At 69.4% G+C, this 16,064-nt stretch carries 13 protein-coding genes; 12 read left to right on the forward strand and 1 reads right to left on the reverse strand.

The features are described 5' to 3' along the window. Nucleotides 1–90 precede the first annotated feature (90 nt). The 5 genes from G1H11_RS27115 (at nt 91) to G1H11_RS15930 (ending at nt 6,381) form a co-directional block, all read left to right on the forward strand. Entirely contained in the window at nt 91–1,143 is a 1,053-nt protein-coding gene (locus tag G1H11_RS27115) for a substrate-binding domain-containing protein (RefSeq protein ID WP_163819573.1), read from the forward strand. A gap of 67 nt (nt 1,144–1,210) precedes the next feature. After that, nucleotides 1,211–2,467: a sugar ABC transporter substrate-binding protein gene (locus G1H11_RS15915; protein ID WP_163819574.1), complete on the forward strand. Its 1,257-nt coding sequence runs from the start codon at nt 1,211–1,213 to the stop codon at nt 2,465–2,467. A gap of 43 nt (nt 2,468–2,510) precedes the next feature. Then, nucleotides 2,511–3,497, forward strand: coding sequence for a carbohydrate ABC transporter permease (locus G1H11_RS15920; RefSeq protein WP_163819575.1), 987 nt, complete (start codon nt 2,511–2,513; stop codon nt 3,495–3,497). Then, nucleotides 3,494–4,315, forward strand: a complete 822-nt coding sequence (locus G1H11_RS15925; RefSeq protein WP_163819576.1) for a carbohydrate ABC transporter permease — start codon at nt 3,494–3,496, stop codon at nt 4,313–4,315. Before G1H11_RS15920 ends, G1H11_RS15925 begins: the two co-directional genes overlap by 4 nt. A 74-nt stretch (nt 4,316–4,389) precedes the next feature. Then, nucleotides 4,390–6,381: a beta-L-arabinofuranosidase domain-containing protein gene (locus tag G1H11_RS15930; RefSeq protein ID WP_163819577.1), complete on the forward strand. Its 1,992-nt coding sequence runs from the start codon at nt 4,390–4,392 to the stop codon at nt 6,379–6,381. 128 nt (nt 6,382–6,509) lie between these two features. Here G1H11_RS15930 and G1H11_RS15935 read toward each other — a convergent pair whose 3' ends face one another. Beyond that, a complete protein-coding gene (locus tag G1H11_RS15935; RefSeq protein WP_216843811.1) occupies nt 6,510–7,406 on the reverse strand; it encodes a MurR/RpiR family transcriptional regulator in 897 nt (298 codons plus the stop codon). A gap of 139 nt (nt 7,407–7,545) precedes the next feature. Here G1H11_RS15935 and G1H11_RS15940 point away from each other — a divergent pair, with 139 nt between their 5' ends. The 7 genes from G1H11_RS15940 to G1H11_RS15970 all read left to right on the forward strand — a co-directional run bounded on the left by G1H11_RS15940 (nt 7,546) and on the right by G1H11_RS15970 (nt 16,052). Next, complete coding sequence (locus tag G1H11_RS15940; RefSeq protein ID WP_163819578.1) at nt 7,546–9,126, forward strand: ABC transporter substrate-binding protein; 1,581 nt, start codon at nt 7,546–7,548, stop codon at nt 9,124–9,126. 2 nt (nt 9,127–9,128) lie between these two features. Then, the gene (locus tag G1H11_RS15945; RefSeq protein WP_163819579.1) at nt 9,129–10,100 is read left to right on the forward strand and encodes an ABC transporter permease; all 972 of its coding nucleotides are present in this window, start codon (nt 9,129–9,131) and stop codon (nt 10,098–10,100) included. Further along, nucleotides 10,097–10,984, forward strand: coding sequence for an ABC transporter permease (locus G1H11_RS15950; RefSeq protein ID WP_163819580.1), 888 nt, complete (start codon nt 10,097–10,099; stop codon nt 10,982–10,984). The genes G1H11_RS15945 and G1H11_RS15950 overlap by 4 nt, the downstream gene beginning before the upstream one ends. Further along, nucleotides 10,981–11,901 carry an N-acetylmuramic acid 6-phosphate etherase gene (murQ, locus tag G1H11_RS15955; protein WP_163819581.1) on the forward strand — a complete coding sequence of 307 codons (921 nt, stop codon included), beginning with the start codon at nt 10,981–10,983 and terminating at the stop codon, nt 11,899–11,901. Before G1H11_RS15950 ends, murQ begins: the two co-directional genes overlap by 4 nt. Beyond that, nucleotides 11,898–13,079: an anhydro-N-acetylmuramic acid kinase gene (locus tag G1H11_RS15960; protein ID WP_163819582.1), complete on the forward strand. Its 1,182-nt coding sequence runs from the start codon at nt 11,898–11,900 to the stop codon at nt 13,077–13,079. The genes murQ and G1H11_RS15960 overlap by 4 nt, the downstream gene beginning before the upstream one ends. Before the next feature lie 64 nt (nt 13,080–13,143). Beyond that, on the forward strand, nt 13,144–14,388 hold the full coding sequence (locus tag G1H11_RS15965) for an MFS transporter (protein ID WP_163819583.1): 1,245 nt from the start codon (nt 13,144–13,146) through the stop codon (nt 14,386–14,388). After that, entirely contained in the window at nt 14,385–16,052 is a 1,668-nt protein-coding gene (locus tag G1H11_RS15970; RefSeq protein WP_163819584.1) for an ABC transporter ATP-binding protein, read from the forward strand. Before G1H11_RS15965 ends, G1H11_RS15970 begins: the two co-directional genes overlap by 4 nt. Nucleotides 16,053–16,064 lie beyond the last annotated feature (12 nt).

Here is a 16,064-nt window from a genome sequence, read left to right on the forward strand (position 1 = left end):
CGGTGTGCCGGGCACGAGTTTCCGGCACACCGAGCACCTCCCGGCTAGGCTCCGTGTCGAATCGGTTCGATCCAGACAGATGGAGGACACGTGGTTACCATCGGCGACGTCGCCCGGGCAGCGGGCGTGTCCCGCAGCACCGCGTCGTACGCGCTCTCGGGCAAGCGGACGATCTCCATGGAGGTCCGCGAACGGGTGAACGACGCCGTGCGCGAGCTGGGCTATACGCCCAACGCGGGCGCCCGGGCCCTGGCCACGTCGCAGACGATGGTCATCGGCCTTCTCGCCCAGTTCCTGGAAGACGAGTTCGCCCCGGCCATGCTGCAGTACATGCTCGGAGTCTCGGACACCGCTCGTGAGCTCGGCTATGACATTCTGCTGGTCACCGAGGCAGACGGTGCCCGTGCGCTACGGCGGATCACCGATTCGCAGATGGTGGACGGCGTCGTACTCCTCAACGTGGCTCAGGATGACGTCAGGCTGCCGATCCTGCGTGCCGCCCCCCAGCCCGGCGCGCTGGTGGGCCTTCCCGGCGACTGCTCCGGCCTGGACGTCTTCGATCTGGACTTCGAAGAGGCTGGCCGAATCATGGTCAATCACATGCACCGTCTGGGGCACCGGGAACTCATCCTGGTCTCGCAGCCGGAGCACGTGGTGGAACGGGGCGGCGCGTACGTGTGGCGTCTTCAGGACGCCGCGCTGCAGCAGGCCCGCGTCCGCGGCATCCGCCTGCACACCGCGTTCGGAGAGTCCCGCCAGCCCGCGGTCGGCCGGACGCTGCACGCCTTGCTGGATTCGCATCCGTCGGCAACCGGGCTCCTGCTCAACAACGAAGCCGCGGCGGCGGCCCTCCCCACGGTCCTCCACGAGCGCGGGCTCACCGTTCCAGCGGATCTGTCGGTGATCGGCCGGTACTCCGACGAGTTCGCCCGGACATTCTCGCTGTCGTTCTCGTCCATCGAGAGCGCGCCCGACCGCCTGGGCCGGATGGCAGTGCGCCAGCTCGTACGTCGCATCGAGTCATCGGATACGGCGGCCGAACCGTACGTCGTGCGGTTCATCTCACCTGAACTGGTCGACCGGGGTAGCACGGCGGCGCCAGGAAGCCGCCGTGACGGCTCGCACTCCCGGCGTCCGCAATGAACGTCACGGAACATACCGCCGATGCCCACAGCCGTGGGCCCGCGCTTGCCAACAAGAGAGGAATGCCATGAAGCGTCCAGAGAGTCCACTGCGTACGGCAGCCACGTTCGCCGCGGTTGCCGTCTGCGCCGCCACCGCCGCATGTTCGTCGTCGTCCGACGACGCCGGCACTACCGAATCGAGCGACACCTACACCTGGTGGGACCCCTACCCCCAGCACGACGACACCTCCGAATGGGCCCAACGGGTCGCGGCATGCGGCGACGAGGCGGGGGTCACGATCGAGCGCACCGCGTACGACACCACGGCGCTGACGAACCAGGCGCTGCTGTCCGCCCAGGAAGGCACCGCACCTGACATCATCCTGCTGGACAATCCCGCTGTCTCCACGCTGGCCGACACCGGGATGCTCACCACGATGGACGAGTTCGGCCTCGACACGACGGCAATGGACGAGAACCTGCTCGCGGCCGGCGTCGTCGACGGCGAGGCGTACGGGGTTCCGATCGGCGCGAACACCCTGGCGATCTACTACAACCAGGACATCCTCGCCGACGCCGGGGTGGACCCAGCCGCGATCACCGACTGGGCGTCTTTGACGGCAGCGTTGGAATCCGTCACTGCCGCCGGCCACAAGGGCATCACCTTCGCCGGGATCGGCACCGAGGAGGGGTCCTTCCAGTTCCTGCCCTGGTTCTGGGGCGCCGGCGCGGACCTGCGTCAGCTCGACTCGCCCGAGGCGGTCGAGGCATTGGAGCTGTGGACCGGCTGGCTGGATGAGGAGTACGCGCCCAACTCGGTGATCACCAACTCGCAGAACACCGTCTGGGAGGAGTTCCTCACCGGAACCTTCGCCTTCGCGGAGAACGGCACCTGGCAGGTGAACAGCGCCGCGGAGGCCGACTTCCCCACCGGCGTCATCGCCTTGCCTGCCCGGGACGGCGGCGTCGCTCCGACACCCACGGGTGGTGAGTTCATCACGGCGCCCGTCCAGAACGACACGGGCCGCTACGAGGTCACCACGCAGATCGTCGAGTGCATGACGACGCCCGAAGGCCTCGTCGAAACCGCCACCACGTTCGCGTACTACATTCCGCCCACCCAGGAAGGACAGGAGGCGCTCGTCGCGGATCAGGCCGAGCTCGAGCCCTGGGTCGACGCTGTCCGCAATGCCAAGGGCCGCACCAGCGACGACCTCGGCACCGACTATCCCCTGATCTCCGAAGCTCTCTGGACCGCGGTGCAGAACGCGCTCAGCGGCGCCATGAGCGCCGACGAGGCGCTACAGCAGGCTCAGGCCGACGCCGACGCGGCGACGAGCTGAGCCCTCCGAACACCCGGGCACGACGTCACAAGGACAGCACGTCATGAGACCGACGCTTCAGAACGCCGGGTCGCCGGCCGGCACATCAGTGCCGGCCACGACCGCGTCTCCCCGCGGCCCGCGGGGGGACGCGGTGTCCCGGAGACCTTCGACCGCACATCGCTGGGCCGCGCTGGCGTTCATCGCTCCCCTGCTCGCCTACCTGGTCATCTTCTACGCGTATCCCCTCTACCGGAACGTCGAGCTGAGTTTGCACGACTACACGCCGCGCGCGTTCGTGCAAGGCAACGCGGACTTCGTCGGGTTCACCAACTTCCTCGACGTCGTCTCGTCGCAGGCGTTCGGTCTGGCGATCCGGAACACCCTCGTCTTCACCCTTGTCTCGATCCTCGCGCAGTACACCATCGGGCTGGCGCTCGCGGTGTTCTTCTACCGGAACTTCCGGTTGTCCGGGGTACTTCGGGCGATGTTCCTCATTCCCTGGTTGCTGCCGCTGATCGTCTCGGCGTCCACCTGGTCGTGGATGCTCAACAGCGACAGCGGCATCGTCAACTCGGTGCTGGGTGCTTTCGGGATCGGCCAGATCAACTGGCTGACGTCGCCGCAGTGGGCGCTGACCTCCGTGATCATCGCCAACATCTGGCTGGGCATCCCGTTCAACCTGGTGATCCTCTACGCCGGGCTGCAGAACATCCCCGCCGAGCTTTACGAGGCGGCCTCCCTGGACGGCGCGGATGCCTGGCAGCAGTTCCGGCGTATTACCCTCCCGCTGCTCCGGCCGGTCTCGGCCATCACGATTCTGCTGGGGCTGATCTACACGCTGAAGGTCGTGGACGTCGTCTGGATCATGACGTCCGGCGGACCCGGCAACGCCTCGACCACACTGGCGATCTGGTCCTATCGCCGCGCCTTCGGCACCGGCCAGCCGGACTTCTCGCAAGCGGCAGCGGTGGGCAACCTGCTCATCGTGATTGCGCTGGTCTTCGGCTTCGTGTACCTCCATCTCCAACGACGCCAGGAGCGGTCATGACCCGACGTCGTCGCACCTGGTGGAAGACCGCGCTGGGAGTGTTCCTGACCGCGGTGATGCTCTTCCCCGTCTACTGGATGTTCAACGTCTCGCTGACCAAGACCAGCGACATGCGGGCCGACCCGCCACATTGGTTCCCGTGGGACCCGACGTTCGATGGCTACCTCGACGTGTTCCGGCAGCAGCTGCCGAACCTGATCACCAGCTTGCTCGTCGGCCTCGGCTGCGTGGCGCTCACCCTGGTGATCTCAGCCCCCGCGGGGTACGCCCTGGCCAAGCTGCGCACGCCGGGACGCGGGACGATCGGATTCCTCCTGCTGGTGGCACAGATGATCCCGAGCGTGGTGATGGCGATGGGGTTCTACGCCATCTACGTCCGCCTCGGCTGGCTCAACACGGTGTGGGGTCTGATCATCGCCGATTCGACCATCGCAGTCCCGTTCGGCGTCCTGCTGTTCACCGCGTTCATGTCCGGCATTCCGCGTGAGCTCATGCAGGCGGCCACGGTGGACGGCGCGAACGTGTGGCGCACGTTCCGTTCCGTGGTGTTGCCGGTGAGCCGCAACTCGATACTCACGGTTTCGCTGTTCGCCTTCCTCTGGGCGTGGTCGGACTTCATTTTCGCCTCGACGCTGAGCCGCAACGGCGACATGATCCCGATCACGCTGGGCATCTACGCGTACATCGGCAACAACACCACGCAGTGGAACTCCATCATGGCGACCGCCGTCGTCGCCTCGATACCCGCGGCGATCCTGTTGATCGTCGCGCAACGCTACGTCGCCGGCGGAGTCACCGCCGGCGCGGTCAAGGACTGAGCCCGGCACCGCCGCCGTGGCCACGGCCTCGATCGAAAGAACCGAACCACCGAACCTGATCACGAGGAGCACGTGTGACCGTCCACGAGGTACCGACCACGACCGACCCGAAAGGCGGACGGCCGGTCATTCCCTCCCGGAGCCAGGTGCGCCCTCTCGGACTCCACGAGATCACCCTGGCACGCGGCTTCTGGGCGCGGCTGCAGGCCACGAACGCCTCGGGCACGCTGGAGCACTGCGAGCACTGGATGGAACGGCTGGGCTGGCTGGCCAACTTCGACCGGGTGGCCGAGGGGCGCACCGGCCCTGACCGGCCCGGATGGTGCTTCTCCGACTCCGAGGCGTACAAACTCCTGGAGGCGCTCGCCTGGGAGTACGGCCGCACCGGGGAGCCGGAGGTGGACGCCGCCGTGCGTCGCCTGACGGCACGCATTGCGCGCGCGCAGGACGACGACGGGTACCTCAACACCTGTTACGGGCACCCGAACCAGCCCCCGCGCTACAGCGACCTCGAAGCCGGCCACGAGCTCTACTGCACGGGGCATCTGCTCCAGGCGGCCGTCGCCCGTCTGCGCACGAGCGGCCAGGACGAGCTGACCGAGATTGCCCGGCGGGCCGCCGACCACGTCTGCGACACCTTCGGGCCGGACGGGTCGCACGGCATCTGCGGCCATCCGGAGATCGAGCTCGGTTTGGTCGAGCTGGGACGCGCGCTCGGTGAGGACCGGTACATCGAGCAGGCGAAGCTGTTCCTCGACCGCCGCGGCCACGGGTCGTTGAAGGACATCCCGCTGGGCCGTGCCTATTTCCAAGATGACATCCCGATTCGAGAGGCCCTCGTGTGGCGCGGACACGCGGTGCGGGCCCTGTACCTGTCCGCCGCAGCCGTGGACGTGGCGGTCGAGCGCGACGACGACGACCTGCTCGCTGCGATCCAGCGGCAGTGGGCGCATTCGGTGGCCCGGCGCACCTACATCACCGGCGGCATGGGCTCGCGTCACCAGGACGAGGGTTTCGGCGAGGACTGGGAGCTGCCCGCGGATCGCGCCTACTGTGAGACCTGCGCCGGGGTCGCATCGATCATGGTGTCCTGGCGGCTCTATCTGGCCACCGGGGATCCCCGCTATGCGGACCTGATCGAGCGCACGTTCTTCAATGTGGTGGCGACCTCGCCGAGCAGCGACGGGCAGGCATTCTTCTACGCCAATCCGCTGCACCAGCGGGTCGCCGACTCGGTGCCGTCCGACGACGCCGTCAGCCTGCGCGCCGAGAGCACGGCGCGGGCACCGTGGTTCGACGTTTCGTGCTGCCCGACGAACGTCGCACGCACGCTCGCCAGCTGGCAGACCTACGCGGCCAGCGCCGCGGAGGGCGAACTCACCGTTCTCCAGTACGCGGGTATGCGGATCGCCGCCGACGTGGGAGGCGGGCGCACTCTCGGCCTCGATGTCGAGACCGGTTATCCACGCGACGGCCGCGTGACCGTGCGAGTGACCGAGGCACCCGGCGGGGTGGCGACACTGCGCCTGCGCGTGCCGGACTGGGCCGACGGAGCGGTGCTCGAGGAAGGGGGCCGGCAGCGGAGCGTCGAGCCAGGACTGGCCGTCGTCGAACGCGAGTTCCACGCGGGCGAGGCGATCACCCTTCACCTGCCGATGGCGGCGCGCTTTACGCGCCCCGACGCCCGGATCGACGCCGTACGCGGCTGCGTCGCCGTGGAACGGGGTCCGCTGGTGTACTGCGCGGAATCGGTGGATCTTCCGGCAGGCGTCGCACTGGACGGCATCGCGATCGATCCCGGCGTGGTGCCCACGGAGTTCGGCGAGCTTCCGCACCTTCGGTGCGCGGCGATCGTCGTCACGCCTCATTCGCAGCAGAGCTGGCCGTACCTGTCAGCCGCGACCACCGGCTCCCCCGCCGCGGACCGCGACACCCCAGCCCGACCCAACAGCGAGACCCCAGCCCCGGCGCGGACAGTCCAGCTGGTCCTCAGCCCCTATCACCAGTGGGCCGAGCGCGGTCCCACCACCATGCGCGTCTGGTTACCCACAGTCACGTCCCCCTGACCATTCTCAACCCCTGGCATGGGTTGAGGTCGTAATCGTGCCCGAAATGTCTGATTCTAGCGACCCTAACCCATGCCAGGGGTTGGAACAGGGCGGAGGGTGGTAACGGAGGGTGAGGGCGGACAGGGTCACGGGGTGGGGTCGTCGCCGTGCACGGCGGCATACGTCTGGCGCAGCGCATCGATCGACTGGCCGTACGAGGCCTGAGCCACCCCGGTGAACAAGCAGTCGATCACCATCAGCTGGGCGATCCGGCTGCCGAGCGCGCCGGGTCGCAGGCGGGTCTCCCGGGCGGCCGTGGTGAGGGCGATGTCGGCGGCCTCCGCCACCGGCGCGCCGGCGTGGTTGGAGATCGCGACGGTGGTCGCGCCCGCCGCCGCGGCGAGTGAAAGGAACCGGAGGGTGTCGGCGGTCTGCCCGGTGTGCGAGATTCCGATCGCCACACAGCCCGAGTCCAGCAGCGTGGCCGACGTCCACGCCGAGTGCGAATCCGGCCAGGTCAGCGCCGTGCGACCGATCCGGATCAGCTTCTGCTGCAGGTCCAGGCCGACGAATGCGCTGGCCCCGACGCCGAACACGTCGATCCGGCGAGCGGCCGATACCGCGGCGACCGCCCGCCCCAGAGCGTCCACGTCGAGGGCTGAAGCTGTGTCGGAGATGGCCAGGGCCTCGTTGCGAGCCACCTTGGCGACGATGTCGGTGAGCGTGTCCTCCTGGTCGATGTCGCCGGACACCGCGGACGGGGCAGCGCTCACTAGTGTCTCGCGCGCGCTCTCCCTGGTGAGGTCGAGGCGAAGGTCCTGGTGGCGGGTGTAGCCGAGCCGGCGGCAGAGCCGGACGACGGAGGTCGTGGACGTATCGCAGAATGCGGCGAGCCGAGTGACCGGCCATCCGGCCACGGCCACCGGGTCGGCGAGAATCGCCTGCGCGATGCGTCGCTCCGCGGGCGGAAGTGACGGCAGCACAGACCTGATGTGGACCAGCACCATGCGCGCGGTGGGGCGGGCGCCGTCGTCTGTCGTCACCCGGACATGGTAGCTTCCTTTGCGTACATAAATTACGCCAAGATCGCCCAACGCGTACCTTTCATACCTAGCGCCGGGCAACGCCCTTGCCCCGAGGACCACACGTCTTCGCCCACCCACCATCCAGGAGGAACCCGACATGTCGGATCGTCTCCGCCGCACGCGTTCCGGGCCGGCGCTCGTCGGCGCCGTCGCGGCCGCTGCCCTCGTCCTCGCCGCGTGCTCCGACGCGAACACCGGCGACGGTGACACCAGCAACACCGAGCCCGGCTCGGCCGATCTCCAGCCGGGTGGCGACCTCGTCATCGGCGTCACCTCGGACCCGGACACCCTGTTCCCGTGGCGCGCCACGCAGTTCCAGGCCGTGCACATGCTGGGCAACGTCTACGGCACCCTCACCGAGCTGGACCAGAACCTCGACGTCGTCCCCGGGCTCGCCGAAACCTGGGACGTGTCCGAGGACGGGCTCACGGTCACGTTCACTCTCCGTGACGGCGTCACCTTCGCCGACGGCAGCTCATTCGGCTCCGAGGACGTGGTGCACTCGCTGGAGAGTATCCGCGACGAGGAGACGGCAGCGGTCGCCAGCAGCTCGCTGGCCCGGGTGGACGAGGTCACGGCACCCGACGAGAGCACCGTGGTGCTGACTCTCGCCTCCCCCGACGCGGGCCTGTTCGCCAACCTGGCCAGCGTCAACCTGGCCATGCTGTCCTCCGACGACACCGAGGACGCCCTCAACACCACGCCCAACGGCACCGGCCCGTTCACCTTCGAGACGCGGGTGCCCAACCAGTCCGTCACTCTGGCCAGGAACGACGCCTACTGGGGCGAGCCGGCACTACTGGACACCGTCGAGTTCCGCGTGATCCCCGACGAGTCGTCGATCGTGTCGTCGCTGCAGTCCGGCAACGTGCAGATGGCCGTCTTCGACGACCCGCTCGTCGCCGACACCGCCACCGGCTCGAACGTGAACGTCACGGAGACCCCGCAGCTGAGCTACCACGTCCTCCAGCTCAACGCCCGCCGCGGGCCGCTCGCCGACCTCAACGTCCGGCTGGCGATCCAGTGCGGCATCGACCGGCAGCAAGTACTCGACACGGCGGCTCTCGGCGAGGGCGAGGTCACCGGCCCCATCACCTCGCCGGCCTACCGTTCCGACCCGAACGCCCGGCCCTGCCCAGAGCGCGACGTCGAGCGGGCGAAGGACTATCTCGCCGAGGCCGACGTCGACGGTCCCGTGGTCCTGGAGACCATCGTCTCGCAGGGTGAGTACGCCACGTCGGTCAACGAGGCGCAAAACCTGAAGGCGCAGCTCGACGAGGTGGGCATCGAGCTGAAGATCGAGCCGCTGGAGTCCGGCGCCTACGTGGACCGCTGGGTCGCGGCAGACTTCGACGCCGCGGTGGCGCTCAACGGCGGCCGCCCCGAGCCCGACGGCATGTACGGCCGGTACTTCACCAGCGACGGCAACCTCAACGAGGTCGCCGGCTACAGCTCCCCGGAGCTGGACGAGCTGTTCGCGCAGGGTCTGCTCGCCACGGACGACGACGAGCGCAAGCAGATCTACGACGACGTCTCCCGCCACCTGGAGGACAACGCCGTCTGGGTCTGGCTGTTCACCAGCTACACCTACACGGTCACGGACAGCTCGCTGCAGGGCTTCGTGCCGATGGCCAACGGTTCACTGCAGTATCTGCGGACCGCGGGCTTCGCCGGCTGACGATGCTCGACACCTTCCTTCACAACGGCGTCGTCCAACGCGTTGGGCAGGCCGTCTTCACCCTGTTCGGGGTGGCCGTGTTCGTCTTCGTCATGCTCCGGGCCATCCCGGGTGACCAGATCACGGCCAACCTCGGCACAGAGGCGGCCGCCCTCACGCCGGACCAGCGGGCGTCGCTGGAGGCGTACTACGGGATCGACCAGCCTCTGATCGGTCAGTTCTTCAGCTGGCTGGGCAATGTCATGACCGGCAACCTCGGGTTCTCCTCGCGGGCGCAGACCAGCGTCGCCGATCTGACGCTGCAGGCGCTGCCCATCACCTTCGAGCTCGCGGTGCTGTCGATCGTGCTGGCGCTGGCCATCGGCATCCCGCTGGGCATGCTGTCCGCGTCGCGGCCGAACTCGCCGCGCGACGCGGCGGGTCAGGCCGTGGGGCTGGCCGGCCTGTCGATCCCGGCCTTCCTGCTGGCGACGACGCTCATGTCCGTGCTGGCCGCGCAGTTCGGCTTCAACCCCAACGGCGAGCCGTTCGCGCGGCTGTTCGACGACCCGTTGCTGAACATGCAGCAGATGCTCTTGCCTGCGCTGGTTCTCGGCTTCGGCGTCGCGGCACCGATCATGCGGACCACCCGCACGGCCGTCCTCGAGGTCACCTCCGACGACTTCGTGCGCACCGCGCGGGCCAAGGGTGTGCCGCCGCGTCGGCTGCAGATCCGGCACATCCTGCGCAACGCGCTCGTGCCGATCGCGACGATGACGGGTCTGCAGTTCGGGTATCTGCTCGGCGGTGCCGTGGTGGTGGAGCAGATCTTCTCCATCCCGGGCATCGGGCGGCAGGTCCTGCTGGGCATCCAGCAGAACGAGTACGCCCTGGTCCAGAGCACGGTGCTGGTGATCGCGCTGGCCTTCGTCCTGGTGAACCTTCTGACCGACCTTCTGTATCGGCTCATCGACCCCCGGGTGCGTGCGGCATGACCACAACCGACCAGATTCCCGACGTCGCCCCGCGCCGGGTCAGCGGCCGGGCTCTGATCCGCGCGGTCACCCGTAACCGGAGCACCCTCGTCGGGCTCGGCATCACCGCACTGCTGGCGACGGTGGCGGTCCTGGCGCTGCTCGGCGCGCTCCCGTCGGACCCGCTGGCGCAAGATCCGCCGTCGCGGCTGCTGGCGCCGTCACCCGACCATTGGTTCGGGACCGACCAGTTCGGCCGCGACGTGTTCTCCCGGGTGGCGGCCGGTGTAGCCAACTCGGTGCTGATCGCCGTGGTGGCGGTCGCTTTCGCCACCGTCGTCGGCACCGCCGCCGGCTTGGTGGCGGGGTTCTACCGCGGCTTCTCCGACACGGCCATCGGCGGGGTCACCAACATCCTCTTCGCCTTCCCGCCGCTGCTCCTCGCGCTCGCCATCGCATCGGTGTTCACGCGCACCTGGTTCACCGTCGCGATCGCCATCGCCGTCGTCTACACGCCCATCTTCGTCCGGGTCACCCGCGGCCCCGTGCTCTCACTACGCGAGATCGAGTACGTCAAGGCTGCGGTCAGCACTGGCCAGCACCGATTCATGGTGATGCTCAAGCATGTGCTGCCCAACATCACCTCGATCATCATCGTCCAGGTCACGCTCTCACTGTCGTGGGCGGTGCTCACGGAGGCGTCGCTGAGCTTCCTCGGCCTGGGCACTCCCCCACCGGCCCCGTCACTGGGGTCGATGATCTACGAGGCACGCACCCTCGTCACGGTGGCGCCGTGGACGATGATCGCCCCTGGCGTCGTCGTCGTGCTGCTCGTGGTGGGGCTCAACCTGCTCGGCGACGGGCTCCGCGATACGTACGACCCACGAAAAAGGGGAAGTAGATGACGGGCGTGAACGAGCGGCCCTCGCCGCACCAACCGGTCACCGAGCTGGCCGATCCGAGGTTCGCCCACATCGAGGACGCGCCGGTCGCCGAGCTCACCCGGCTGATGAACGAGGCCGACACCAGCGTGCCCGCAGCGGTGCAGCGCGAGCTTCCCCGCATCAGCACCGCGATCGAGGCGATCACCGCCCGGATGTCACGCGGCGGACGCCTGATCTACATCGGTGCCGGCACCTCCGGCCGGCTCGGTGTCCTTGACGCCTCCGAGTGCGGCCCCACGTTCGACGTCGGACCGGACGAGGTGTTCGCGATCGTCGCCGGCGGGCCGAGCGCACTGGTCAGCCCCTCCGAAGGGGCGGAGGACGACGCGCAGGCCGGCGATCATGCCGTGGTAGAGGCGAATATCGGTGCTGACGACGCCGTCGTCGGGCTCGCATCCAGCGGCCGCACTCCGTTCGTGCTTGGGGCCGTGCGCCGGGCGCGCGAGCGCGGTGCCCTCACGGTGGGCATCTCGTGCAACGCCGGCACCGAACTCAGCGCCCTGGTGGAATGCCCCGTCGAGGTCGTGGTCGGCCCCGAGGTGATCAGCGGCTCCACCCGGCTCAAGGCCGGAACGGCACAGAAGCTGGTGCTGAACATGATCTCCACCATCTCGATGGTGAAGCTCGGCAAGACCTACAACGGCCTGATGGTCGACGTGCGGCCGACGAACGAGAAGCTGCGGGCCCGGGCGGCGCGGATCGTGAGCACGCTCACCGGCGCGCCCGAGACGGAAGCCACCGCCGTGCTGGCCGATTCCGCGTTCGACGTGCGCACGGCCGTGCTACGCATCCAGCTGGGCCTGGATCACGCGGCGGCCACCGCCCGGCTACGGGCCGCCAACGGCCGGCTGCGAGTGGCGCTGGAGGCCGGCGAGTGAGAGTTCTCGGCCTGATCTCCGGCACGTCCCACGACGGTATCGACGCGGCCGTCGTGGAGTTCACCGTGGACGGCGACACCCTGCACGGCACCGTGACCCACACATCGGCGACGCCGTATCCACAAGAGCTGCGCGCCCGCCTCGTCGCCGCCCTGCCGCCGGCCCCGGTCACACTCGCCGAGGTGACGGTGCTCGACACGCTCATCGGCCAGGCCTTCGCCGGCGTGGCGGCACAGGCGATCGAGCAGGACGGCCCGGTGGACCTGATCACCTCGCACGGCCAGACGGTCTTTCACTGGGTCGAGGGGACGACGGCCCGGGGCACCCTTCAGATCGGACAGCCGGCATGGATCGCCGAGCGCACTGGCGCTCCGGTGCTGTCCGACGTCCGCATCCGCGACATCACCGCCGGCGGGCACGGCGCGCCGCTGGTGTCCTTCCTGGACGCACTGCTGCTCGACGGCTTGGGCTCCGTACCCGCGGCACTGAATCTCGGTGGGATCTCCAACGTCACCGTGCTCGCCCCGGACGGACTGCGCGCCTACGACATCGGTCCCGCCAACGCACTGATCGACGCCGTGGTGAGTGAGCATCGGCTGCATCCGTCCGGGTACGACGACGACGGCCGCATCGCGGCGTCCGGAACGGTCGAACCGGGACTCCTCGGCGTCCTACTCGACGAGGACTACTACCGCCTGCCACCGCCGAAGAGCACGGGCAAGGAGCTGTTCCATCCGGGTTACGTGCGCCAGGCCGTCGCGCGCGCCGGCGTCGAGCCGGAGCCCGCCGACCTCGTCGCGACGCTGACGGAGCTCACCGTGCGCACGGTCGCGGATGCGCTGCGCGCCGAGGGAGTCGACGCCATCGTCGTCTCCGGCGGGGGCAGCCGCAACCCGCTGATGCTGGGCGGAATCCGGGACGCCCTCCCGGGCGCGCGCGTGGTCCTGTCCGACGAGCTCGGCGCGCCGGCCGCGGACAAGGAGGCCATCGCGTTCGCCCTGATCGGCTGGTGCAGCGCACATGGCCTGCCCGGGACGGTGCCGGGCGGCACCGGTGCGGCGCAGGCGCGGATACTCGGCACCTTCACCCCGGGCAGTGGGCCGTTGCGACTTCCCGAGCCACGCCCGCACATGCCTGCGGCGCTGCGTCTGCGCACCCGGGACGGTGGGCAGGGATGATCGCGCGGCCGTCTGTCCGTCCGGCAGCGCCGGCACACTGCCGGACCTTAACGAAGGCCGTACCGTGACCGAGGCTAAGACGCCCGGCAGGCGGATCATTTTCCTGGTGTTCGCCGGAATGGGACTGAGCGCGGCGCTCGTGCCGGCGTCACTGCCCCTGGTGGCGGACGAGCTCGGCGTCGCCGTGCCCGACGTGCTCGGCGCCGTTCCCGCCCTGTTCGGCGGTCTGCTCACCGGAGTGATGGGAGCGCCGCTGCTCGTCCGGTCGCGTCCGGTCACGTGGGTCCTATGCGCCGGAGTCCTGGCGCAGGGTACGGGGCTGGCGTGTTTCGCGCTGGCGCCCTCGGCACCCCTGGTCGTCGTCGCCGCCGGCCTGGTAGGGCTCGGTTTCGGCGCCACCGAGGTCACCGCTTCCGCAAGCGCCCGTGCGCTGGCGCGGACCGCCACCACCGCCCTGCTCGGCCGGCTCATGCTGGTGGTCGCCCTCACGGCAGCGAGCGCGCCCCTGGCGGTCCTGGCCGCCGGACACGCGGGAGCCGGACGGCTGGCGCTGCTCGCGGCCACCGGATACCACCTGGCGTGCGCATGGCGTCTCATCCACGACGCCTCGTTCCGCGGCTCGGCCACCCCCGTGCCCACGCCGCACCGGAGCGCGCTGCGCCGTCTGCCCGCCGGTGTCGTCGTCGCGCTTTTCCTCTACGTCGGCGTCGAATCGATACTCGCGGGCTGGTCGGCGGTGACCGTGGAGACCACGCTGGGACTCGACCCGTCGACAGCCGCGATCGGCACCTCGGCGTTCTGGGTGCTCATCAGCATAGGCCGGCTCGCCTCACCGTGGGTTCAAAGACACCTCCGCCCCGCCCGGGCCGTCCAGGTGTGCGCGGCGGTGCAGACCGTCACGCTCGGTGCCGCGATCGTCGCCGGCCCCTCCGGAGTGACCGTCGCCGTCGTGCTGGCGCTCGCCGTCGTCGCCTGCGGACCGTGCTACGCGATCCTGCTGGGCCACGCGCTCACAGTGGTCAGCGACCGCGCCGCGCCTTCCGCCACCGCCGTCCTGATCGGCGTCGGAGCAGCTGGCGGGGCGCTCATCCCACTGGCCGCGACGCTCGCCGCCAGGGCATCCGGCACCCGCGATGCCGGCGCGGAGGGATCGGCCGCCGCCTGGATCGCCCTGGGCGCGGCCGCCCTGCTGCTCGTGGCGTTGGCTCGCACGCGCGAACACGCCGGCCCTCCGGAACCCTCCGAACCAGTCCTGTCCCCACGCCCCGACCCGACGACGGTCTCCCCGACCACGACGAGGCACCCATGACACCCACGCCGCTGTTGTCCATCCGCGACCTTTCGGTCTCCTTCTCCACCCCGGCCGGCCAGGTCACGGCCGTGAACCGGGTCAGCATCGAGCTCGCGGCCGGGCAGACGCTGGCCGTCGTCGGTGAATCCGGGTCCGGCAAGTCCACCACTGCGGCCGCCATCAACCGGTTGCTGCCAGCCAACGGCTCCATCACCTCCGGTTCGATCGTCTTCGCCGGACGTGACCTGGCGACTGCGGACGAGCGCGAGCTCATCCGCATTCGCGGTTCCCAGGTGGGCCTGATTCCGCAGGATCCGATGTCGAACCTCAATCCGATGCAGCGGATAGGAACCCAGATCGCCGAGGCTCTGGAGGTGCACGGCCGCACGTCCGGCAAGGAGACGGACCGCCGCGTCGTCGAACTGCTCGAGATGGTGGGCATCCCGGAGCCGGAGCGACGAGCCACCCAGCACCCGCACGAGTTCTCCGGCGGCATGCGCCAACGGGCGCTGATCGCGATGGGACTGGCCTGCGAGCCCGCGTTGCTCATCGCCGACGAGCCGACCTCCGCGCTGGACGTGACCGTGCAGCGCAAGATCCTCGATCAGCTGGAGCGCCTGACCGCCCGCATGGGTACCGCCGTCTTCCTCATCACCCACGACCTCGGGCTCGCCGCGGAGCGGGCGGACACCGTGGTGGTGATGTACCGGGGCGAGATCGTCGAATCGGGCGAGGCGCGCGAGATCCTGGAGAATCCCCAGCACGAATACACACGGGCGCTGATCGCCGCCGCCCCGAGCCTCACGTCACGCCGCCTGGCCGCGCCCCTGGCGTCGGTCACGGGCGTCGCCGAGGCGCACGCCGGCGCAGGCCCATCGGGATCCGGCCCCGCGCCCCTCGTCGAGGTCGAGAACCTGACCAAGGAGTTCGACGTGCGTGCGGGCCGGAGCGGAAAGCGCAGCCGTTTCACCGCCGTCGACGCTGTCAGTTTCGGCATTCCACGGCAGCAGACCGTGTCGATCGTCGGGGAATCCGGGTCTGGGAAGTCCACGACCGCCAACATGCTGCTCGGCCTCGAACAGGCGACCTCAGGTTCGATCCGCTTCGATGGGGACCAGCTCATCGGGATGCGCCGGCGGCAGCTGCTCGCCTTCAGGCGACGCGTGCAGCCGGTCTTCCAGAACCCGTATTCTTCGCTCGATCCCCGCTACACCGTACGTCGTTCCATCGCGGAGCCCTTGCAGGTCCACGGCATCGGCGACGCGCGGAGCCGCCGGGCCAGGGTGAACGAGCTCCTGGAGCAGGTGGCCCTGCCCCCGGCGATGGCCGAGCGGCTTCCCCATGAGCTCAGCGGGGGCCAGCGGCAGCGGGTGGCGATCGCTCGTGCCCTCGCGCTCTCCCCGGAGCTGGTCATCCTGGACGAGGCGGTTTCCGCGCTGGACGTCATCGTCCAGAACCAGATCCTCGAACTGCTGGCGGGTCTGCAGGAGCGACTCGGCCTGAGCTACCTGCTCATCAGCCACGACCTCGCCGTGGTTCGCATGCTCTCGCACCAGGTCCACGTGATGCAGCGCGGCCGGATCGTGGAGAGCGGGACACCGGACGAGATCTTCGACCGGCCGCAGGAGGATTACACCCGCGAACTGCTCGCCGCCATCCCCGGTGAGCGCCGAGTTGCCTAAGCCCGCGGTTTG

The organism is Phytoactinopolyspora alkaliphila (genome assembly GCF_010550695.1).
Classification (GTDB): Bacteria; Actinomycetota; Actinomycetes; order Jiangellales; family Jiangellaceae; genus Phytoactinopolyspora; species Phytoactinopolyspora alkaliphila.